Origin of the sequence: Mycolicibacterium hippocampi (assembly GCF_010723735.1) — a bacterium.
Taxonomy (GTDB): domain Bacteria; phylum Actinomycetota; class Actinomycetes; order Mycobacteriales; family Mycobacteriaceae; genus Mycobacterium; species Mycobacterium hippocampi.
The window spans coordinates 4,957,255-4,979,210 of record NZ_BLLB01000002.1 but is presented as its reverse complement, the minus strand read 5'-3'; the positions used below and the strand labels follow the sequence as shown (position 1 = coordinate 4,979,210).

Sequence of the window (21,956 nt, the reverse complement as noted above, 5' to 3'; positions counted from 1 at the left end):
GACTTTTGCAGGCTGTTACTCGCAATTCTGCTGCAGAAGTCGGATTTGGGCGTGCCCGCGTACCGGCTGCGGAGTCGCTCGACGTTGACAGCACCGGCGGCAGATCGCTAGATTCCAGGGCATGATTGGTAAGTTGGTCATATCTACCGACTTTATGGAGATGCGATGACGGTCACCGACGACGAGCTCACCCAGAACGCCGGCCGGTACGAACTGAGCCACCTGCGAGCGTTGGAGGCCGAGGCCATCCACATCATCAGGGAGGTGGCCGCCGAGTTCGAGCGGCCGGTCCTGCTGTTCTCGGGTGGCAAGGACTCGATCGTCATGCTGCATCTTGCGATCAAGGCCTTCCGGCCCGGCCGGTTGCCGTTCCCGGTGATGCACGTCGACACCGGCCACAACTTCGACGAGGTGCTGGCCGCCCGTGACGAGCTGGTCGCGGAGTCCGGCGTGCGGCTGGTGGTCGCCAAGGTGCAGGACGACATCGACGCCGGCCGGGTGGTCGAGACCATCCCGTCGCGCAATCCGATGCAGACCTTCACGTTGTTGCGCGCCATCCGCGAGAACAAGTTCGATGCCGCCTTCGGCGGTGCCCGCCGCGACGAGGAGAAGGCCAGGGCCAAGGAGCGGGTCTTCTCCTTCCGCGACGAGTTCGGCCAGTGGGATCCCAAGGCTCAGCGCCCCGAGCTGTGGAACATCTACAACGGCCGTCACCACAAGGGTGAGCACATCCGGGTGTTCCCGTTGTCCAACTGGACCGAGTTCGACATCTGGTCCTACATCGGCGCCGAGAAGATCAAGCTGCCGTCGATCTACTACGCCCACCAGCGCAAGGTGTTCGAGCGCGACGGCATGCTGCTGGCCGTCCACAAGTATCTGCAGCCACATGAGGACGAGCCGATCATCGAGAAGACCGTGCGGTTCCGCACCGTCGGCGACGTCACCTGCACCGGCTGCGTCGAGTCGACGGCGGCCACCGTCGCCGAGGTCATCGCCGAGACCGCCATCTCGCGGCTGACCGAACGTGGCGCCACCCGCGCCGACGATCGGATCTCCGAGGCGGGCATGGAAGACCGCAAGCGAGAGGGCTACTTCTGATGCCAAGGCGAGCGAAGCGACGGGTGAAATAACCATGGCAACACTTCTGAGGATCGCGACCGCCGGTTCGGTCGACGACGGCAAGTCCACGCTGATCGGCCGGTTGCTCTTCGACTCCAAGGCCGTCATGGAGGACCAGCTTGCCGCAGTCGAGCGCACCTCCAAGGAGCGCGGACACGACTACACCGACCTGGCGCTGGTGACCGACGGCCTGCGGGCCGAGCGCGAGCAGGGCATCACCATCGATGTCGCCTACCGCTATTTCGCCACGGCCAAGCGGAAATTCATCATCGCCGACACCCCGGGTCACATCCAGTACACCCGCAACATGGTCACCGGAACGTCGACTGCGCAGCTGGCCATCGTGCTCGTCGATGCGCGCCACGGGCTGCTCGAGCAGTCGCGGCGGCATGCCTTCCTGGCCTCGTTGCTCGGCATCCAGCACGTCGTGCTGGCGGTCAACAAGATGGACCTGGTCGACTGGGACGAGGAGCGTTTCGAGTCGATCCGCAACGAGTTCCATGACTTCGCCGCACGCCTGGATGTCCATGACGTGACGACCATCCCGCTGTCGGCGCTCAACGGCGACAACGTGGTCACCAAGTCCGACGTGACGCCGTGGTACGAAGGGCCGTCGCTGCTCACCCACCTCGAAGAGGTGTACATCGCCGGCGATCGCAACCTCGTCGACGTCCGGTTCCCGGTGCAGTACGTGATCCGCCCGCAGACCCGGGACCACCATGATCACCGCAGCTACGCGGGCACGCTGGCCAGCGGGGTGATGCGGGTCGGTGACGAGGTCGTGGTGCTGCCCACCGGCAAGACGACCAAGATCGCCGCGATCGAAAGCCCGGGCGGCCCAATCGAAGAGGCGTTCCCGCCGATGGCGGTGTCGGTCAGCCTGACCGACGACATCGACATCTCCCGTGGTGACCTGATCGCGCGTCCGAACAATCAGCCCAGGGTTTCGCAGGACTTCGACGCCACTGTGTGCTGGATGGCCGACGGCGCGTCGCTTGAACCCGGTCGCGACTACCTGATCAAGCACAACACCCGCACCACGCGGGTCAAGGTGACGGGTCTGGACTACCGCCTCGATGTCAACACCCTGCATCGTGACAAATCGGCGACAGCGCTCAAACTCAATGAGCTGGGCCGGGTCTCGCTGCGCACCCACGTGCCGCTGCTGCTCGACGAGTACAGCCGCAACGCGACCACCGGCTCGTTCATCCTGATCGACCCGAACTCCAACGGGACCGTGGCCGCGGGCATGGTGCTGCGCGACGGCACGGTACGCACTGCGAGCCCGAACACGGTCCGGCACGAGTCGCTGTGCACCGCCGAGGACCGGCTGACAAGGGGGCGCACAGTGTGGTTCACCGGCCTGTCCGGCTCGGGCAAGTCCTCGGTGGCCATGCTCGTCGAGCAGAAGTTGCTCGAAAAGGGGATTCCCGCTTACGTTCTCGACGGCGACAACCTGCGTCACGGCCTCAACGCGGACCTCGGTTTCTCGATGGCCGACCGGTCGGAGAACCTCCGCAGGCTCGCGCACGTGGCCGCGATCCTCGCCGACTCCGGTCAGGTGGTGCTGGTGCCGGCGATCAGTCCCCTCGCCGAGCACCGTGAGCTGGCGCGCACGGTGGCCACCGAAGCCGGTGTCGACTTCTACGAGGTGTTCTGCGACACCCCGCTGGAGGATTGCGAGAGGCGCGACCCGAAGGGGTTGTACGCCAAGGCGCGTGCCGGCGAGATCACCCACTTCACCGGTGTCGACAGCCCGTATCAACGGCCGAAGAACCCGGATCTGCGCCTCACCTCGGACCGCACCCCCGACGAGCTGGCGGTTGCGGTCATCGAGATGCTCGAGGGAAGGACGTGACCGACCACGAGCTCGCCGCGCTGCTGGCCACCCAGGCCGGTGCGCTGCTGCTCGATGTCCGGCAGGAACTGGCGGAAGCCACCGCCGAGGAGAGGAAGGCGGCGGGGGACAAGCGCTCGCATGACTTCCTGATGGCGGCGCTGGCTGCCGAGCGACCCGATGACGCGGTGCTCTCCGAGGAGGGTGTCGACGATCCGGTGCGGCTCGGCGCCGAGCGGGTCTGGATCGTCGACCCGCTCGACGGTACCCGGGAGTTCTCCGAGCTCGGCCGGACGGACTGGGCGGTGCACGTGGCGCTCTGGCAGCGCCACGGCGACGGCGGCGAACTGATCGCCGGCGCGGTCGCGCTGCCGGCGCAGGACATCACGCTGGCCACCCCGACGGTGGCCGACCCGCCGCCCGCGCCCGCGGTGCCGCGGATCGTGGTCTCGCGGACCCGCCCACCCGCCGTCGCGCTCGAGGTTCGGGATGCGCTCGGCGGCGTGCTCGTCGAGATGGGTTCGGCCGGAGCAAAAGTGGCGTCCGTGGTGCAGGGGCTCTCGGATGTCTACGTCCATGCCGGCGGGCAGTACGAGTGGGACTCCGCGGCTCCGGTGGCCGTGGCCCGAGCCGCCGGGTTGCACACCTCGCGCATCGACGGTTCCACGTTGCGGTACAACCAGGGGGACTCGAAACTTCCCGACCTGATCGTGTGCCGTCCCGAACTCGCCGACGCGGTGCTGGCGGTCACCGCCCGCTGAACCTCCGAATCCTGCCGGTGGTCACCAGTAGGCTGGGACCGTGTCTGATCCCAATACCCTGCGCGCGATGGCAGGCCTTCCGCTTGCCCCGGTCAGCCTGGCCGATTCGGCGCTCATCCTGATCGACTGCCAGAACACCTACACCCACGGGGTGATGGAACTCGAGGGGGTCCAGCCGGCCCTCGACGAAGCGGCGGCCCTGCTCGAGCGGGCGCGTACGGCAGGTATCCCCGTCATCCACATCCAGCACGACGACGGTCCCGGCTCGCTCTACGACGTCGACGGCGAGAGCGGAGCGATCGTCGCGCAGGTGGCGCCGCGGGACGCGGAGCCGGTTGTCATCAAGAACTATCCGAATTCGTTCGTCAAGACCGAGCTCGACGGACTGCTCAAGACCGTCGACGCGTCGCACCTGGTCCTGGCCGGATTCATGACGCACATGTGCGTGAACTCCACCGCCCGCGGCGCGTTCAACCTGGGCTATGCGCCGACGGTGGTCGCCGGTGCAACCGCCACCCGGGCGCTGCCCGGCCCGGAGGGCGACCCCGTCCCGGCGTCGGCGATGCAGGCGGCCAGCCTGGCGGCGCTGGCCGACCTGTTTGCCGTGGTGGTTGCTGGATCGGCGGACATACCCGACTAGCGGACCCGAGATCAGCGCGGACGTCGCCGACCGCCCACCTCACTTGATCGTGTAACCGCCGTCGATGAGCAGGTCGACGCCGGTGACCATCGCCGCGGCATCGGAGGCGAGGTATATCGCCGCGGCCGCGATCTCATCGGGATATGCGAATCGGCCCACCGGAATCAGCTTCTTCAGTTCGTCGCCGCGGGGGCCGTCCCAAGCCTTTCGTCCGAGGTCGGTCAGCACCACCGTCGGCGAGATGGTGTTGACCCTGACGCCGCGACGACCCCACTCGGCCGCCAGGACTTTCGATACGCCGACGACGCCGAATTTGGACGCGCAGTAGGCGACGTGCTGGTCCAGCGCGACCGTCGCCGCCTGTGATGCCATGTTGACGATCGCGCCGCGGCCCGCCGCGAGCATGTGCCTGCCCACGGCCTGGCACACCAGGAAGGTGCCTTTGAGATTGATGTCGATGGTCTTGTCCCAGGCATCGAGGGGAAGGTCCTCCGCGGGGCCGAGCATGACAACCCCGGCGCTGTTGACGAGGATGTCGATCTGGCCAAAGGCTTCGACCACGGCGTCGACAGTCGTCCTCACGGACGCGGGATCGGCTACGTCGCAGTCGAATCCGCGACTCTCTCCGCCGACAGCGGTGGCTTGTTTCGATGCCGCAGCTCCGTCGAGATCGACGACTGCCACCCGGGCGCCCTTGCTCGCGAATGCCGCGACGATCGCGGCACCGATGCCGGAGCCGCCGCCGGTCACCACCGCGACCCTGTCTTTCAGCGAGAAGTCGAGGTCCACAACGGGTTCGGTACTGGGTTCCATAGTCTTCCTTGTGAGTCTTCCTGGTGTGCTTTCTGGGGCGTCGATGATCGCTGTCGGGTGAATGCGTCGGGGTGAATCAGTCGAGCATCGCCGCAGCGACCTCGGTGTCGGTCACGATGGCCGATATCAGCCCGGATCTCAGCACCGCCTTTGTTGCAGCGATTTTCGCCACGCCGGTGCTGAGCGCGATAACGGTGGGGATCGCGCGCAGGTTCGCCTCACTGATGCCCATTCGGCGTTCGTCGAGTCCGGCGATGCGGTTTCCGTCGGCGTCGAGCAGTAGGGCGCAGGTCTCGGCGCATACGCCTGCGGCCTCGAAGCCTGCGGCCTCGGCCGGGGTCAGCGGCGCGTAGACCTGTGACGTGTCCGGACCCCAAGCGCCCACAGAGACGAGGGCACACGTCACGTTGGCGTGCTGCGCAAAGGTCTCTTTCATCTGTTGGCTGCTCGCCAGGCTTTCGGCTGTGCGCGCGTCGGACACGACCAGCGGTGCATAGAGTGGCCATGATCTGCCGCCCGTGATCTCGCTGATCCGCCGGGTCAGGTCCGCGCCGTTGTAGGTGATTGCGCCGGCCAATCCGGTGATCTGCACGACGTCGCATTTCGGCAGCGAGGTCAGGTAGGCCGCGATGTGCGTCATGGTCCTGCCCGAGTCCACCCCGATGACGTCGTCGTCACGCAGGATCGACTGCAGCAGATCGGCCATCGCCTTGGCGACGGCCTCCACTTTGTCGGCAGCATTCTTGGACTCCGCGGCGACGGCATACGCGTGCTGGAGCGAGTACTTCCGCTGTAAGGCGGTGGACAACTCCACGTCGATCGATCCCGGGTCGTGGATCTTGATCTCGACCATCCCGGTTTCCAAGGCCTCTTCCAGCATCCGGGCCACCTTGAAGCGGGACAGCCCGAATTCCTCGGCGATCTCGACGCGAGTGCGGCCCTCGAGGTAGTAGCGGCGGGCGATCACGGCGCGCTGGAACAGCTCGTCAGGTCCCATGGCGCCTCCTACACGACGATGCGGCCGCTCATATGAGCGGGTCCGCTTGACACATGAGCATAGCCCAGACGATGATCCACATCACAAGCCCTCATATGAGCAGCGTGTGCAACAGATGAGCGCGGCTGTCGGATGGGTGTCGCCCGGCTCGCCGGTGCGTGAACGAAGGGAAGCGCGATGACCGCAGCGGTCGAACCCACGCCAGCCACCATGCGTGCCAGCGTCATGACGGGTGTGCGCACTCTGAAGATCGAGGACCGACCGGTGCCGACACCCGGGGAGCGCGAAGTGCTGGTCGAAGTGGCCGCCGTCGGCGTGTGCGGCTCCGATGTGCACTACTACCTGCACGGCCGCATCGGTGACTTCATCGTCGACCAGCCGATGGTCCTCGGGCACGAACTGTCCGGCCGCATCGCCGCAGTCGGTGCCGGGGTGGATCCGGGACGGATCGGTCAGCGCGTCGCGGTGGAGCCGCAGCATCCGTGCCGACGCTGCGCGCAGTGCAAGGCCGGGCGGTACAACCTGTGCCCGCACATCGAGTTCTACGCCACACCGCCCATCGACGGGGCCTTCTGCCGCTACGTGCTCATCGACGACGACATGGCGCATCCGGTGCCCGACGGGATCTCCGACGAGGCGGCGGCGTTGCTGGAGCCGCTGTCGGTGGCGATCGCGACCATGCGCAAGGCGCACATTGCCCCGGGCACGTCGATCCTCATCGCCGGAGCAGGTCCGATCGGAGTGATCTGCGCACAGACCGCGCGGGCGTTCGGCGCGTCGCGCATCGTCGTCACAGATCTCGTCGCCGAACGCCGGGACAAGGCGCTGCAGTTCGGCGCCACCGAAGCGCTGGACCCGACCGTGGTGGACATTGCGGCGATCGAGCCGGTGGACGCCTTCGTCGATGCCACCGGGGTACCCGCGGCCGTCGTCAGCGGAATCAAGGCGGTGGGCCCCGCCGGCCACGTCGTACTGGTCGGGATGGGTGCCGACGAATACGCGCTGCCGGTCAGCCACATCGCGAATCACGAGATCACTGTCACCGGCGTCTTCCGCTACACCGACACCTGGCCCGCCGCCATCCATCTGGTGGCGTCGGGAGCCGTCGACCTCGACGGCATGGTGACGGGGCGCTACGACCTGGACCACGTTGGTGAGGCCCTCGACACCGACTCCGATCCGGCCAGCCTCAAGTCGATCGTGGTACCCACATGACCGCCGCACACGCCCCCGCCGCGCATTCGCTGTTGCGGTGCAACGACATCCACAAGAGCTTCGGCGGCGTTCCGGTGCTCACCGGTATCGCACTCGAACTGCAACCCGGCACCGTCACCGCGCTGGCAGGTGAGAACGGGGCGGGAAAGTCGACGCTGATGAAGATCATCAGCGGCCAGTACACCGCCGACCGTGGCGTGGTGGAGGTCGGCGACGCCAAGCTGGCGCCGGGTAGCACCAGGGATGCGGTCCGGCACGGGGTCGCCATCGTGCCGCAGGAACTGGCCTCCATCGAGTACCTGACGGTTTACGAGAACCTATTCGTCGGAAGGGAACTCAAGGTAGGTCCGTTCCTGAACCGGCGCGCGATGATCGACGAGGCACGCGACGCGCTGGCGGTGTTCGGCATCGAGATCAACCCGTCGGCCCGGATGGGCAGCCTGCCCGTCGGGTTGCGTCAGATCGTCGAGATCGTCAAGGCCGCCCGCACCGGTGCGCAGGTCGTCATGCTCGACGAACCCACCTCGGCGATCTCCGAGCGCGAGGTCGAGGGTCTCTACAAGGTGGTACGCACCCTGCGTGAGCACGGCGTCGCGATGGTGTACACCACCCACAAGATGGCCGAGATCCGCGCCATCGCCGACCGGGTCGTCGTGCTGCGCGACGGCGGACTGATCCTCGACAAGGGCATCCAGGAGGTGACCGACGACGAGATCGTCACCGCCATGATCGGCCGGGAACTCGAGGCGTTGTTCCCCGCCCGCCCCGAACCCGGGACCGATCCGGTACTCGAGGTGCGCGACCTGCAGGTCGAGGGAGCGACGGGACCGGTCTCGTTCACGGTGCGTGCGGGCGAGATCGTCGGCCTGGCCGGCCTTGTCGGCGCCGGGCGCACTGAGCTGCTGGAAGCGATCTTCGGCGCCCGCAGCAGCACCGCAGGCGAGGTCACCGTCGGGGGCAAACTCGTCAAACGCAACCACCCCGCCGCGGCCATCACCACCGGAATGGCCATCGTGCCCGAGGATCGCAAACTCTCAGGTGCCGTGCTCTCGATGAGCGTGCTGGACAACGGGACCCTGCCGCGGCTCGGGTCATTCTCACTCGCAGGCTGGCTGCGCGGAAAATCCCGCACCAAGGCGGTGTCCGACGTGATGGCCTCGGTGCGGCTACGCAGTCGCGGGCTCGGCCAGGAGGTCGGCACACTGTCCGGGGGAAACCAGCAGAAGGTGGTGCTCGCGCGCTGGCTCACCGGCGACGTCAAGGTACTGCTGCTCGACGAACCCACCCGCGGCGTCGACGTCGGCGCCCGCAGCGAGATCTACCGCATCGTGACCGAATTCGCCGCCCAGGGGATGGCGGTGCTGATGGCGTCGTCGGACATGCCCGAGATCGTCGGTCTGTCGCACCGGGCCTTCGTCATGCGCGGCGGGACGTTCGTCGGTGAGCTCGACCGCGACGCGCTCGACCATCCCGAGGTTCAGGAGTCGGTGTTCCGCCTGGCGACCGCACTCGACGGGGGACCCACGACCATGACTCAGCAGGAGGCACCATGACGACCGACGTCGACGCAGACACGCAGCCGCCCGGGCCGTCCAAGGCCCCGACCGTGGCCTCACCGATCACCGGAGCGCCGGTGAAACTGTTTTCCCGGCAATGGTTCTCGGGCATCCTGCTGCGGTACTCGATGGTCATCGTCGTGCTGCTGGTGATCGCCTACTTCAGCTACCGCAGTGCGCGTTTCGCCACACCCGACAACCTGGTCACCATCCTGGTCGCCGCGGCGCCCTTCGCGCTGATCGCACTCGGCCAGACACTGGTGATCCTGACCGGCGGGATCGACCTGTCGGTGGGCAGCGTCATCGCGGTGTCGGCGATGGCAGGCGCGGCGACCGCCAAGGCCAATCCCGGGCAGGTCTGGATGACGGTCTCGGTGGCGATGGCCGTCGGCCTGGCTTTCGGCTGCATCAACGGTGTGCTGGTGTCGCGGATCAACGTGCCGCCCTTCATCGCGACACTGGGCACGTTGACCGCCGGCTCCGGCGTGGCCTACGTCATCGGCGGTGGCGCACCGATCAACGGTCTGCCCCCCGAGTTCGGCTCGATCGCCAACACCAAGATCCTCGGTCTGCAGATCCCGGTGCTGCTGATGATCATCGGCATCGTCGCGCTCGCCGTCATCATGAAACGTACCTCCTACGGCTTGCGCGTCTACGCCGTCGGCGGCAACCGCAACGCCGCCGAACTCGCTGGTATCAACGCCAAGAACGTGTTGTTCAGTGTGTACGCGTTCTCCGGCCTGCTCGCCGGGCTCTCCGGCGTGATGCTGGCTTCGCGCGTCATCTCGGGTCCGCCGAATCTGGGGCAGGGCTACGAGCTCGACGCCATCGCCGCCGTGGTGATCGGCGGTGCAAGCCTGATGGGTGGGCGTGGCAGCATCTGGGGCACCACCCTCGGGCTCTTCATGATCATGACGCTGAACAACGGCCTCGACATCCTGGTGGTCCCCGCGTACTGGCAGGACGTCATCAAGGGCGTGTTGATCGTCGCCGCGGTCGCGGTCGACGTGTGGTCATCCAGGAGGCGAACCTGATTCCACCCGAACACTGACCGGCGCAGGGTCTTTCACCGTCGAAACACTGCAATGAAAAGAGAGAAGGACATGAGACTCACCACCAGAATCGCGGCGATCGCCTCGGTCGGCGTCCTCGGCCTCGGGCTGAGCGCCTGCGGGGCGGGCGATACGGCGTCCAACAGCGACACCACCCGCGTCGGCGTCTCGGTGTACGACATGAGTTCGTTCATCACCGCGGGCAAGGAGGGCATGGAGGCCTATGCCAACGACAACAACATCGAATTGGTCTGGAACTCCGCCAACCTCGATGTCGCCACGCAGGCCAACCAGGTCGACTCGATGGTCAATCAGGGCGTCGACGCGATCATCGTGGTCCCGATCCAGGCGGACTCGCTGGGGCCGCAGGTCGCCAGGGCCAAAGCTGAAGGCATCCCGCTGGTGGCGGTCAACGCGGCGCTGAACAACCCGGACGTCGCCGGCAGCGTGCAGCCCGACGATGTCGCGGCGGGCATGCAGGAGATGCAGATGATGGCCGACCACCTCGGTGGTCGCGGCAACATCGTCATCCTGCAGGGGCCGCTCGGCCAGTCCGGTGAGATCGACCGCACCAAGGGCATCGAGCAGGTGCTGGCGAACTACCCCGAGATCAGGGTGCTGGCCAAGGACACCGCCAACTGGAAGCGCGACGAGGCCGTCAACAAGATGAAGAACTGGATCTCCGGGTTCGGGGACCAGATCGACGCGGTCGTCGCCGAGAACGACGACATGGGCCTTGGCGCGCTGCAGGCGCTGAAAGAATCCGGCCGCAACGACGTGCCGATCGTCGGCATCGACGGCATCGAGGACGGGCTGAACGCGGTCAAGAGCGGTGAGTTCATCGGCACGTCGCTGCAGAACGGCACCGTCGAGTTGTCGGCGGGGCTGGCTGTGGCCAATGCGCTCGCCAAGGGCGAAGAGGTCAACACCGAGCCGGTGTACGTGATGCCCGCCATCACCAGGGACAACGTCGAAGTCGCGATCCAGCACGTGGTCACCGAGCGGCAGCAGTTCCTCGACGGGTTGTCGGACCTGACCAAGAAGAACCTCGAAACCGGCGACATCGCCTACGAGGGGATTCCGGGCCAGACACAACCGTGACGACACGCGGCGTACCGGGGCCGGCCACCGCCTCGGCCGGTCCCGGTCGCTGTCGTCGACGGTTCGTAGCTGCGCAGCCACACCTGCGGGCGTTTCCGGGGTGGCTGGTTCACCAATCGGCGGACCTATCCGACTAGCGTGGGCCTATGCGGATGTCGGCCAAGGCGGAATATGCCGTCCGGGCCATGGTCCAGCTGGCCACGGTCGGCGACGGCACCGTCGTCAAGACCGACGACCTGGCCAAGGCCCAGGGGATCCCGCCACAGTTCCTTGTCGACATCCTGTCCGACCTGCGCACCGATCGTCTGGTGCGGAGCCACCGCGGCCGGGAGGGCGGCTACGAGCTCGCCCGGCCCGCCGGCGACATCAGCATTGCCGACGTGCTGCGGTGCATCGACGGGCCGCTGGCCAGCGTCCGTGACATCGGTCTGGGCGACCTGCCGTACTCCGGTCCCACAGCGGCGCTGACGGACGTGTGGCGAGCCCTGCGGGCGAGCATGCGTTCGGTGCTGGAACAGACCAGCCTCGCCGACGTCGTCGCCGGTGCGCTACCCGAACACGTGTGCGTGCTGGCTGACGACTACCGAAGCCAGGAAGAGGCGCGGGGGCACTCGGTCGGTTAGTCATGGCTTCCAAGGAGGGTGCGATGTTCGACGTTCGCGATCTCGCGGTGCCGGTTCTGATCGCCCCGATGGCGGGCGGACCGTCCACTCCAGAGCTGGCCGGGGCGGGTGCCGATGCGGGCGGGTTGGGGTTCGTGCCCGCGGGATATCTGGCAGCGGAGGTGTTCGCCGAGCGACTGGAGGGCGCGGGACGACTGACCACCGGGCCGGTCGGTGCCAATCTGTTCGTGCCTCAGCCCAGTGCGGCTACCCCCGCCGCCATCGGCGCGTACGCCGATTCGTTGGCCGCCGAGGCGCAGCGCTACGGCGTCAGCCTGGGTGAGCCGCGCTTCGATGACGACAGCTGGGCCGCCAAGATCGAGGTACTGCTGCAGCTGCGGCCGGCGGTGGTGTCGTTCACCTTCGGGCTGCCGAGCGCCGAAGAACGGCGCCGACTCACCGATGCCGGGATCGGCACCATCGGCACCGTGACCACCATGACCGAGGCGAGGTTCGCCGCGGAGTGCGGCGTCGACGCCGTTGTCGCGCAGGGCCCCTCGGCGGGTGGGCACCGCGGCACGTTCGACGCGACCGCGGCGCCGCCGGACGAGACGCTCGACGTGCTGGTGGCCAGGATCGTCGCCGATCTCGACATCCCTGTCATCGCCGCCGGCGGGCTGATGGGCGCAGGCGACGTTCGCCGGGTGCTGCAGGCGGGAGCGGTGGCCGCCCAGCTGGGAACCGCATTCCTGCTCGCCGACGAAGCCGGCAGCAGTGCAGTGCACCGCGCGGCGCTGCGGGATCCCCAGTTCACCGAAACCGTTGTCACACGGGCATTTTCCGGCCGCTACGCGCGCGGGTTACGCAACCGGTTCGTCGATGAGCACGAAGCCCTGGCGCCGTTCGGGTATCCCGAGGTCCACTACCTGACCAGTCCGGTGCGGGCGGCGGCGGTGCGTGCCGGGGATCCGCAGGCGGTCAACGTATGGGCGGGCACGGGATATCGGCAGGCCGAACCCGCGCCCGCCGCCTCGATCGTCGAGAAGCTGGCAGCCCAGGCTGCCTGATCATGCTCACTCGGCGGGCGTTCACGTTGGGCCTCGGCGTGACGGCGGCAACGCCGCTGCTAGTCGCCTGCGGCGGTGCCGGGCGGGCGAGTGACCAGCACGTGGTGGTGGTCGGTGCGGGAATGGCGGGGTTGGCCGCCGCCCGGCGCCTCACCGACGCCGGTGTCTCGGTGACGGTGCTGGAAGCGCGTAACCGTATCGGCGGGCGGACATGGACGGACACCTCGCTGGGGGTGCCGGTTGACCTCGGCGCGGCATGGCTGCACGGCACCGACGGCAACCCGTTGATCGGACTCGCCGCCGAGGTCGGTGCCCGGACGGTCGAGACGGACTTCGAGAGCGTGGCCTTGCTCGACGGCGGCTCGTGGGTCGGCGCCGCGGCAACTGCCACGGCGCTGAGCACATGTCACGATGCCATCGAGGCGATGTACCTGGCGACTGACAACGCCACATCCGACGCTTCGGTCGCGGATGCCCTGCCCGACATCCTCGATCTCGACGATCCGCTCATGCAGTGGTGCGTCGCATCCGCCATCGCCGCCGAATACGCCGCCGACCCAGATGAGCTGTCGCTACGGTGGTTCGGGCACGAAGGTGAACTCGACGGACCCGATCTGATCCTGCCCGGCGGGTACGGCCAGCTGGTGGATCACCTCGCACGCGGTTTGATCGTCGAACTCGATACCGTGGTCGAGCGGATCGCGCACCACGGTTCCGAGGCGCGGATCGAGACGTCACGGGGAATCTTCCTCGCTGACCGGGTGATTGTCACCGTCCCCCTCGGAGTGTTGAAGGCCAGGACGATCTCATTCGACCCCCCGTTGCCCGAACCGAAACGCGTGGCGATCGATCGGCTCGGGTTCGGCGTGCTCGACAAAGTGGTGCTTGCCTACGATGAGCCGTTCTGGCCGCAGGAGCCGGACACATTCGGCATCGTCGGCCGGGACCAGCCAGTATCCGATCTCGTCAACGGTCTGCGCTTCGCCGCCACGCCGTTTCTGGTGGGGCTGCGTGGTGGCGCGAACGCGCGGGCGCGTGAAATGCAGTCCGACGAGCGGTCGATCCGGGAGGTGTCGCGTGTGCTGGGCGGCCCCGAACCTGTCGGCGCGCTCGTCACTCGCTGGGCGGCCGACGAGTATGCCCGTGGGGCCTACAGCTTTCTCGCAGTGGGGTCCGGTCCGCACGACCAGCGCGCCCTGGCCGAACCGGTCGGAGAACGACTCGCCTTTGCGGGTGAGGCAACGCACGAGGAGTTCTTTGCAACCGTTCACGGGGCCTACCTGAGCGGAGTGCGCGAAGCCCGGCGAATCCTGGACGATTGACGCTCGACTAACGCAGCTCCTCCACGATCACGTCGCCGGTGTCCGAGCGGACCGTCACCACCGACGCCGCGTTCTGCGGGTCCCGGGTCTGCGGGACCCGAACCACCGTGGTGCCCCACCGCTGCCCGGTCGTCGCGTCGACGCTGTAAGGACCGGGTCGGGGCAGCGCGAGAACGATGTCCCCGGTGTCCGATTCGGCATCGATCGTCTCCGGCGCCGCGGTGAAGTCGACGCTGACGTCCCCATTGCGGGTCACCACCTGGAACGATTCGGACACCTCGATGGGTTCGCGGGTGTGGACGTCGCCGTTCTCGTTGGTGATGTCGATGTGGTTGGCCGAGCCGCTGAGCACGACGGCACCTTCGTCGGTCCGGGCGATCAGCTGGTCGACATCGGCCTGGGCGAGCACCACGCCCATCTGCTGCTGGGTGGTCACCGCCATGCGGCGTGCGACCTCGGGCGGCAGCACCAGGGTGATCTCCGATGCTCTGCCCCAATCCAGGATCGGTGAGTCCTCGGCGTCGATCGTCACCCGCGCGGTGAGTTCATCGGTGCTGACCGACAACGGATCCGAGCCCGCACGGGTGGAGTTCACCATTCGCATGTCCACTCTGGGCTCGCGCGCCTCGCGGTCGCTGGTGATGCGGATCGCCACCGGAACAGAACCGGTGTCGATCGCCACGGAGCGCAGCGTGGCAGGCAGTGCCGCGGAATCGGTGATGACCCGGAAGGTGCTCACTCCCCAGGCGAGCGTGGACAGCGTGACGACCAGTCCGATGACGAGAACCGCGGCGGCGATCATCAACACGGCCCGGACAGCGGTGCGCCCGCCGGGGGAGAGCGGTGGGGGAGGTGATGCCGGTTCGGGTGGTGGCGCGAGGGTGGTCGTCACGTCAGAGTCCTTTCACTGCTTCAGGATTCGAGGTATCGCAGCACCGCGAGGACGCGGCGGTTTTCGCTCTCGTCGGGTGCGAGGTCCAGCTTGGTGAAGATCGAGGCGATGTGCTTTTCCGCCGAGCCCACCGACATGTGAAGTGCCATTGCGATGGCGGAGTTGGTCCGGCCCTCGGCCATCAACTGCAGGACCTCACGCTCACGCGCGGTCAGCCCGTCCAGGGTGTTGTTGCGGTGCGAGCGGGCCAGGATCTGGGAGACGACTTCGGGGTCGAGCACGGTGCCGCCGGCGCCGACGACGGCCACGGCATCGAGGAACGCGGGGACGTCGGCCACCCGGTCTTTCAGGAGGTAACCGAACCCTTTTGTGTCCGAGGCGATCAGCTCGGCGGCGTAGCGCTCTTCGACGTAGTGGGACAGCACCAGCACCGGCGACTCCGGGTTCTGGCTGCGGAGCAGGGCGGCGGCCCTGATCCCTTCGTCGGTGAACGTCGGCGGCATCCTCACGTCGAGGATCGCCAGGTCGGGCCGTTCCTCGTTGACCAGGCGCAGCAGGTTCGTCGCGTCGGGGACGCCGGCGACCACCTGGTGCCCGGCGTCGGTGAGTATCCGCTCGATACCGGCCCGCAGCAGCGCGGAATCCTCGGCGATCACTATGCGCATGGCAGCACCGCGGTGACGACGGTGGGTCCGGTGACCGGGCTGGCCACCGAGAACGTGCCACGGGCCGCGCGCACCCGTTCGTCGAGGCCTCGCAGCCCGGTGGTGTTCTCGTCGTCGGTGATCCACGCGCCTCCACGGCCGTCGTCGAACACCGTGACGTACAACCGGTTCGCGGCTTCGTCGAGTCGCACGGTGACCGCCGCATGGGAGGCGCCGGCGTGTCGGGTGACATTGGTCAGGGCCTCGGCGACCACGAAGTAGGCGCACGCCTCGACTTCATCCGGCAGCCGACGAGGCAGATGCACGCTCAGCGTCGTCGGGACACCCGCATTCGTCGCGCGCTGGACGACCGCCGACAGCGCGGCATCCAGACCGCGGTCGGCCAAGATGGTCGGAGCGATACCGCGAACCACGTTGCGCAGTTCCACCAGAGCGCTCTTGGCGTCGTCGTGCGCTTCGGCGATCAAGGCCTTGGCCGCGGGCGGATCGGTGTCGAGCTTGGTCTGGGCCAGACCGATCGTCATCGCCAGCGACACCAGCCGCGGCTGCACGCTGTCGTGCAGATCGCGCTCGATGCGATGCCGTTCGGTCTGCGCTGACGTCACCGCGCCCTGCCGCGCGTCGGCGAGCGCACTGACCTGATGTTGGAGCGCGGCCGTCGGTGACGGAGACAGCAGCCAGCGGTCGATCGTCGCGTCCAGCGCCGGCGCGAACACCAGCAGCACGACCGCCGCGGCGAGTGCCACCACCGCCAACAGCCAGGCCAGCGGAGCGGGAACGAAGGTCAGGCCGGCATCGGCGTCGCTGTTGTCGATGGCGATCGCGGCGGCCGGCGCGAGAAAGGCGAACACCAGCAGCGCCAGTGCCAGCCCGGTGACCAGGATGTCGTAGATCATCCGCAGGTAGTGGTGGGCCACCGCCTTCCAGAACCGGGTGCTGCTCAGGTCCAGCCACAGCTGGTGGGCCCAGCGTTGGAAGCCGGTGTGCGGTGACAGCCGCCGTGGCGGAACCCCGATGCCCATGCCGAACACGGCTTCGCTGCGCACCCGCTCGATCTGGTCGACGCCACGCATCAGGTAGATGAAGACCACGCCGGCCACGAGGAACCCGATGATGCTGGGGATCGAGGAGATGCCGATGACGACGATCGCCAACGGGATCCAGAACCACACCGAGCCGAGCGCGCCGCCGGTGATCATCGATGCAGTCGGTACCAGGCCGAGGGTGCGGGGCCGCGGTGGCTCGGCCACGGTCGGCTCGTGCGGGACGGCGGGACCGGGGTCGGTGACTGCGTCCATGTCAGCAATAGCGGCCATGGACTCCAACCTATGGACCCGCCCGCGGCGGCGACACAGCGTTTTCCTCAGATTCCGGCGGGGGATAACCCCCCTGCTGGCAAGTGCCCTCGATCGTGCGGGTGCTACCGCCATACTTGCCTGCATGACCGGCGAGATGACCAGGGACCGGCCCAGCCCACTCAGTTACCTCGGGCCGAACTGGTTCGCGTCGGTGATGGGCACGGGCATCGTGGCCACGGCAGGTGCGACGCTGCCGGTGCACGTCCCCGGCCTGCGGACTTTCGCGCTGGGGGTCTGGGTGGCCTCGGCGTTGTGGCTGGTGCTGCTCATCCTCGCGATGATCGCCCACTGGGTGCGCAACCCCACGGTGGCGCGCAGCCACGTTCGTAATCCGCAGATGGCGCACTTCTACGGGGCCGCTCCGATGGCGCTGCTCACCGTCGGCGCCGGGGCACTGCTGGTGGGCAGGGACCTGATCGGCGAACGCGCGGCGGTCGACCTGGCCTGGGTGTTGTGGACCGCAGGGACTCTCGGCGGGCTGTTCACCGCGATGAGCATCCCTTTCATGATGTTCACGCAGTACCGGGTCGAACCCGATGCCGCGTTCGGCGGATGGCTGATGCCGGTGGTACCGCCCATGGTGTCCGCCGCGACGGGCGCGATGCTGATCCCGCACATGGCGCCGGGGACGGGTCGCACCACGATGTTCTACGGCTGCTACGCGATGTTCGGGCTGTCGCTGGTGGCGTCGCTGATCATCATCACGATCATCTGGAGCCGGCTGGCGCACTTCGGCACCTCCGGTACCGCCCGGGTGCCCACATTGTGGATCGTCCTGGGCCCGTTGGGTCAATCGATCACCGTGGCAGGCCTTCTGGCCACCGACGCGGCGCTGGCCGTCGACCAGCAGATCGCCGACGGGATGAGCGTGTTCGCGATCCTCTACGGCGTTCCGGTGTGGGGTTTTGCCGTGCTGTGGATTGGGTTGGCCACCTCGCTGACCGTGCGCACGCTGCGCCGGGGCATGCCGTTTGCGCTGACGTGGTGGAGCCTGACGTTCCCGGTCGGCACGTTCGTCACCGGCACGACGCAGCTCGCCGTGCACACCGAGCTGCCGGCGTTCCGGGTCGCCGCCGCCGTCGCCTACATCGGGTTGTTGGCCACCTGGTGTCTGGTGGCGGTGCGGACGTTCGGCGGTGGGATGCGCGGTGGGCTGTTCGCGCCTCCGGGAACCGATCCGATCCGCGCGCAGAAGGATCCGCCCGCCACGGATCCGGCGCGCTGACGACCCACCACGGTCGGTAGCCGCGCCGGATTCGCCCGGCATGTCAGAATCGCCGACGTGCGTATCGGGATGACCCTGCCGGTGATGGAGCCCAACCTCGATGCGGTGACGCTGAAAGCGTGGGCGCACCTCGTGGACAGCGGACCGTTCTCGTCGCTGTGCTGGGGCGAGCGCATGGCGTTCGACAATCCGGAGAGCCTCACGCTGCTCGGGGCGATGGCGGCCTGGACCGATCGGGTGCAGCTGGTGACCACGGTGCTGATCCCGCAACTGCACGACCCCGTGATGCTGGCCAAGGCGCTGGCCACCGCGGACATGCTCAGCGACGGCCGACTCACCGTCGGCCTCGGTGTGGGCGGCCGGCACGAGGACTACCGCGCCGCCGGGGCCGACCCGGCGACTCAGACGATGCGCGAGATGGCCGAGCGGGTGGCGGTGATGAGACGCGTGTGGTCCGGCGAGAAGGTGACCGAGTCGACGTTGCCGGTGGGTCCGCCGCCAGTGCAGGCCGGGGGGCCGAAGCTGCTGGTGGGCACGATGGGACCGAAGACGATGCGTCACGCCGCCGGCTGGGCCGACGGACTCGCCGGAACCACCCTGGATCTGGATGTCGACAAGCAGAACGAGTTGTTCGACGTGGCACGCGACGCGTGGCAGCAGGCCGGCAGGTCGGCGCCGCATCTGGCGACGTCGTTCTGGTTCGCGATCGGTGACGGTGACGAGCCCCGCGCCCAGGTCCACCGCCACCTGCAGCGCTACATGAACTGGATTCCCGCCGAGATCGTGGACGCGATGGCGCCGACCACCGGCTGGGCGGGGACCGCGGAGCAGTTGCACGCGACACTGCAGCGGTTCGCCGACATCGGCACCGACGAGTTGCATCTGATCCCGACGAGCGCGGACATCGACCAGGTGCGTCAGGTCGCCGAGGTGGTCGGCGACTTCGGTTGAGGCTCGGCGACTTCGGTTAGGCGTGGTGGCATGCTCGGGGGATGGGGAACGCCGAAGCCATGCCACCGATCGTCTCGCGGGCCGCGTGGGACCGTGCCCGCGCTGAACTGCTCGTCCGGGAAAAGGAACTGATCAGGCTCAAGGACTCGGTCAGCGCCGCCCGCCGTCGGCTACCGATGGTGGCGATCGAGACGCCGTATGAGTTCGACACCGAATCCGGTCCGTGGTCGCTGCTCGAGCTGTTCGACGGTCGCCGCCAGCTGATCGTGCAGCACTTCATGTTCGGCCCGGACTGGGACGAGGGCTGTTCGGGCTGCTCGATGATGGCCGATCACATCGGCCCGTTGTCACACCTCTACGCCAAGGACACCTCGCTGGTGCTGGTGTCGCGGGCACCGGTGGGCAAGCTGGTGGCGTTCAAGGACCGCATGGGATGGGACCTGCCGTGGGTGTCGTCGGGACGATCGTCGTTCAACGAGGATTTCCACACCACTGTCGACGGCGAGGAGCGCCACTCGATCAGCGTGTTCCTGCGTGACGGGGACCGGGTGTTCCACACCTGGCAGACGTTCGATCGCGGCGAGGAGCCGTTCATGGTGGTGTTCGACCTGCTCGACCTCACGCCCTACGGCCGGCAGGAGAGCTGGGAGGACTCGCCCGAGGGCTGGCCGCAACAGCCGCCCTATGAGTGGATGCGTCTGCACGACGCCTATTGACCCACCAGACGTAGCTACGCTTGCGTAGCTACGTCATCGTTGCTAATTTTTCCGCCATGCGGAGAACCGCGGAAGATCTCAAGGCGGCGTGTCGGGCTGCGGTATTGGGTGAGGCCGTCGAAACCGGAGTCGTCGGACTCACGGTCGAGGGCGTCGCCCGGCGGGCGGCGGTCGCCAAGACATCGATCTACCGGCACTGGGCGACCGTCGACGATCTGCTACTCGATGCTCTGGTGGAGATCTACCCCGTCGAGACGCCGACCCCGGAAGGCGGTGATCTTCGTGCCGATCTCCTGCGTTCGCTGGACCAACTCGCCGAGTGGCTTTCCGGCCCGGCCGCGGCGGTGGTAGCGGCCATCCTGACCGAGCGCGGACGGCGTCCCGAATTCGTCGAGGAGCTCTACCGGCGAGTGTTCGACGCCCACGGGGGGCGCTTCACCCGCATCGTGATGGACCATTACTCGGCGCTCGGTGAGGTCGATGCGCGGCTCATCACCCCGGTCGTCGCCGACATCGGTGAAGCGTTGGTGATCAAGCACCAGATCGACACCGGCATGCTGCCCGATGTCGAGGTTCGCGCTGCCATCGTCGATCAGGCCATCCTTCCCGCGCTGGGGCGCGGGGTCCCCGACAAACGAAAGTGTCACCTATGACGATTGCTGTGGATGTCGACTGGTCGGACTCCATCGCAGTGTCCAGGACCACTCTGACAACCCACCTGTGGACGGCTCCTCCGCTGCGGCGTGGATCTGCACTGCACGACACGGCATTTCAGGCTTTGAGCGATCTCGGCGCCGACCTGGTCCGGTTTCTGCCCTGGTTCTCGCACCCGCACTTCTCTGTGCCCGCGCTCCGGCCGCCGACAAAAACCGAGACTTCATGGGACTTCTCAGCGCTGGACCCGTTCGTGACGGATTTCATGTCCGCGACGAACGGACGACCCGTGGTGGCCAACTTCGCCACGATCCCGGCGTGGATGTTCACCACCCCGGTGCACGTGCCCGATGACCCTGACGAGATCGTCTGGGATTACGAACGGGGCACTCACTTGCGCGATCCCAGCTGCAGCGAGGTCGCCGACTATTTCTATCGACTTGCCAGCTGGTACATCGCGGGCGGGTTCACCGACGAACTGGGCCGTCGACTCGAATCCGGTCACCACTACCGTTTTGCCTACTGGGAAGTATTGTGCGAACCGGATATGCGGGGCATGTCTCCGGAGACTTATACCGCACTGTTCGACGCCGTGGTGGCACGGTTGGCGCCGCTGGATCCGCAGATGAAGTTCGTCGGGCTGTCGCTGACGCATAGGCACGGCGAGCCCGAGTACTTCTGGAGGTTCCTCGATCCGGCCCAACACGCCGACGGTGCGCCGCCCGACGCGATCTCCTACCACTTCTATGCACATCCCGAGATCATCAACCCCACAGCGCCGGAGGGCAATTCGCCATTCGAGCACTGGCGTGACCTGTTCTTCTCGCAGGCCGACGGCTTTCTCGCGCAGGTCAACTACATCGAGTCGATCCGGCGCCGCCTGGCGCCGGAGACGAAGACCTTCATCAACGAGGTCGGAACGATGACCCCCGAACCGATGAACCCGACCCCCGCCATCCCGGACGAATACTGGTCACTCAGTGCTGCGGTGCAGTCCTACGTGTGGGCGCGGTTGGTGGCCCTCGGCATCGACCTGGTCGGCATCGCCGAGTTCATCGACTACCCCGGCATGATCCCGGGGGTCACACTGCTCGACTGGGAATCCGGTGAACCCAACGCCCGCTACCGGGCACTGCAGCTGCTGCTGCAGCACTTCGGGCCCGGTGACACCCTGGTCGCAACCCGTATCGGTCAGCCAGAACTGCCCGAGTCGCGGGTGTACACCCAGGGGTTCGTCACCCCGAGTGGCGTGCAGAAGCTGCTGTTGATCAACAAGACCGGCGTACCGCAACAGGTGCGGGTCGAGGGTGGCGAGGAGATCGCACTCGACGGCTACGCGGTTGTAGTACTCGAGCGCTGAGGACGCCGCCCGTGGGTTGTCACTTGGCCACTTCCACGGCTTGTCCCAATGGC

Annotated in this window: 21 protein-coding genes; 16 read left to right on the top strand and 5 right to left on the bottom strand. The window is 67.4% G+C overall.

The features are described 5' to 3' along the window. The first annotated feature begins 165 nt into the window (after nucleotides 1-165). The 4 genes from cysD to G6N53_RS24895 are packed head-to-tail and all read left to right on the top strand — an operon-like array spanning nucleotide 166 to nucleotide 4,357. Nucleotides 166-1,098 (top strand): sulfate adenylyltransferase subunit CysD, encoded by a 933-nt coding sequence (cysD, locus tag G6N53_RS24910; RefSeq protein ID WP_163893568.1) that lies wholly within the window; start codon nucleotides 166-168, stop codon nucleotides 1,096-1,098. Continuing rightward, on the top strand, nucleotides 1,025-2,977 hold the full coding sequence (gene cysN / locus G6N53_RS24905; RefSeq protein WP_264062502.1) for a sulfate adenylyltransferase subunit CysN: 1,953 nt from the start codon (nucleotides 1,025-1,027) through the stop codon (nucleotides 2,975-2,977). The genes cysD and cysN overlap by 74 nt, the downstream gene beginning before the upstream one ends. Further along, nucleotides 2,974-3,717 carry a 3'(2'),5'-bisphosphate nucleotidase CysQ gene (locus tag G6N53_RS24900; RefSeq protein ID WP_163893563.1) on the top strand — a complete coding sequence of 248 codons (744 nt, stop codon included), beginning with the start codon at nucleotides 2,974-2,976 and terminating at the stop codon, nucleotides 3,715-3,717. Before cysN ends, G6N53_RS24900 begins: the two co-directional genes overlap by 4 nt. Nucleotides 3,718-3,757: 40 nt before the next feature. Then, nucleotides 3,758-4,357, top strand: a complete 600-nt coding sequence (locus G6N53_RS24895; RefSeq protein WP_163893561.1) for a cysteine hydrolase family protein — start codon at nucleotides 3,758-3,760, stop codon at nucleotides 4,355-4,357. 39 nt (nucleotides 4,358-4,396) lie between these two features. Here the strand turns inward: G6N53_RS24895 and G6N53_RS24890 are convergent, their stop codons facing one another. Together G6N53_RS24890 and G6N53_RS24885 are read right to left on the bottom strand one after the other, a co-directional pair. Then, nucleotides 4,397-5,170, bottom strand: a complete 774-nt coding sequence (locus tag G6N53_RS24890; protein ID WP_163893558.1) for an SDR family oxidoreductase — start codon at nucleotides 5,168-5,170, stop codon at nucleotides 4,397-4,399. Nucleotides 5,171-5,246: 76 nt separating this feature from the next. Continuing rightward, nucleotides 5,247-6,167, bottom strand: coding sequence for a sugar-binding transcriptional regulator (locus G6N53_RS24885; protein WP_163893556.1), 921 nt, complete (start codon nucleotides 6,165-6,167; stop codon nucleotides 5,247-5,249). 177 nt (nucleotides 6,168-6,344) lie between these two features. Here G6N53_RS24885 and G6N53_RS24880 point away from each other — a divergent pair, with 177 nt between their 5' ends. The 7 genes from G6N53_RS24880 (at nucleotide 6,345) to G6N53_RS24850 (ending at nucleotide 14,082) form a co-directional block, all read left to right on the top strand. Next, nucleotides 6,345-7,382, top strand: coding sequence for an NAD(P)-dependent alcohol dehydrogenase (locus G6N53_RS24880; protein WP_163893553.1), 1,038 nt, complete (start codon nucleotides 6,345-6,347; stop codon nucleotides 7,380-7,382). Further along, entirely contained in the window at nucleotides 7,379-8,935 is a 1,557-nt protein-coding gene (locus tag G6N53_RS24875; protein ID WP_163893551.1) for a sugar ABC transporter ATP-binding protein, read from the top strand. Before G6N53_RS24880 ends, G6N53_RS24875 begins: the two co-directional genes overlap by 4 nt. Then, a complete protein-coding gene (locus tag G6N53_RS24870) occupies nucleotides 8,932-9,972 on the top strand; it encodes an ABC transporter permease (RefSeq protein WP_163893549.1) in 1,041 nt (346 codons plus the stop codon). The genes G6N53_RS24875 and G6N53_RS24870 overlap by 4 nt, the downstream gene beginning before the upstream one ends. Nucleotides 9,973-10,041: 69 nt before the next feature. Continuing rightward, nucleotides 10,042-11,091 carry a substrate-binding domain-containing protein gene (locus G6N53_RS24865; RefSeq protein WP_163893547.1) on the top strand — a complete coding sequence of 350 codons (1,050 nt, stop codon included), beginning with the start codon at nucleotides 10,042-10,044 and terminating at the stop codon, nucleotides 11,089-11,091. A 146-nt stretch (nucleotides 11,092-11,237) separates the two neighbouring features. After that, nucleotides 11,238-11,714, top strand: coding sequence for an Rrf2 family transcriptional regulator (locus tag G6N53_RS24860; RefSeq protein WP_163893545.1), 477 nt, complete (start codon nucleotides 11,238-11,240; stop codon nucleotides 11,712-11,714). 23 nt (nucleotides 11,715-11,737) lie between these two features. Then, entirely contained in the window at nucleotides 11,738-12,760 is a 1,023-nt protein-coding gene (locus tag G6N53_RS24855) for a nitronate monooxygenase (protein ID WP_163893543.1), read from the top strand. Nucleotides 12,761-12,762: 2 nt separating this feature from the next. After that, nucleotides 12,763-14,082 carry a flavin monoamine oxidase family protein gene (locus G6N53_RS24850; RefSeq protein WP_308206854.1) on the top strand — a complete coding sequence of 440 codons (1,320 nt, stop codon included), beginning with the start codon at nucleotides 12,763-12,765 and terminating at the stop codon, nucleotides 14,080-14,082. Nucleotides 14,083-14,089: 7 nt separating this feature from the next. Here the strand turns inward: G6N53_RS24850 and G6N53_RS24845 are convergent, their stop codons facing one another. From G6N53_RS24845 to G6N53_RS24835, 3 genes are read right to left on the bottom strand one after another with little or no spacing between them, the layout of a single operon-like run. After that, complete coding sequence (locus G6N53_RS24845) at nucleotides 14,090-14,974, bottom strand: DUF4097 family beta strand repeat-containing protein (protein ID WP_163893541.1); 885 nt, start codon at nucleotides 14,972-14,974, stop codon at nucleotides 14,090-14,092. A 20-nt stretch (nucleotides 14,975-14,994) separates the two neighbouring features. Then, complete coding sequence (locus G6N53_RS24840) at nucleotides 14,995-15,639, bottom strand: response regulator transcription factor (protein ID WP_163893539.1); 645 nt, start codon at nucleotides 15,637-15,639, stop codon at nucleotides 14,995-14,997. Then, on the bottom strand, nucleotides 15,630-16,937 hold the full coding sequence (locus tag G6N53_RS24835) for a sensor histidine kinase (protein ID WP_163896350.1): 1,308 nt from the start codon (nucleotides 16,935-16,937) through the stop codon (nucleotides 15,630-15,632). Before G6N53_RS24835 ends, G6N53_RS24840 begins: the two co-directional genes overlap by 10 nt. A gap of 142 nt (nucleotides 16,938-17,079) precedes the next feature. Here G6N53_RS24835 and G6N53_RS24830 point away from each other — a divergent pair, with 142 nt between their 5' ends. From G6N53_RS24830 to G6N53_RS30340, 5 genes are all read left to right on the top strand, one after another. Beyond that, a complete protein-coding gene (locus tag G6N53_RS24830; RefSeq protein ID WP_237166632.1) occupies nucleotides 17,080-18,222 on the top strand; it encodes a TDT family transporter in 1,143 nt (380 codons plus the stop codon). A gap of 69 nt (nucleotides 18,223-18,291) precedes the next feature. Continuing rightward, on the top strand, nucleotides 18,292-19,173 hold the full coding sequence (locus tag G6N53_RS24825) for an LLM class flavin-dependent oxidoreductase (protein ID WP_163896348.1): 882 nt from the start codon (nucleotides 18,292-18,294) through the stop codon (nucleotides 19,171-19,173). A gap of 41 nt (nucleotides 19,174-19,214) precedes the next feature. Further along, on the top strand, nucleotides 19,215-19,889 hold the full coding sequence (locus G6N53_RS24820; RefSeq protein ID WP_163893534.1) for a DUF899 domain-containing protein: 675 nt from the start codon (nucleotides 19,215-19,217) through the stop codon (nucleotides 19,887-19,889). A gap of 56 nt (nucleotides 19,890-19,945) precedes the next feature. Then, on the top strand, nucleotides 19,946-20,542 hold the full coding sequence (locus tag G6N53_RS24815; protein WP_163893532.1) for a TetR/AcrR family transcriptional regulator: 597 nt from the start codon (nucleotides 19,946-19,948) through the stop codon (nucleotides 20,540-20,542). Beyond that, nucleotides 20,539-21,903, top strand: a complete 1,365-nt coding sequence (locus tag G6N53_RS30340) for a hypothetical protein (protein ID WP_237166631.1) — start codon at nucleotides 20,539-20,541, stop codon at nucleotides 21,901-21,903. The genes G6N53_RS24815 and G6N53_RS30340 overlap by 4 nt, the downstream gene beginning before the upstream one ends. Nucleotides 21,904-21,956: the final 53 nt, after the last annotated feature.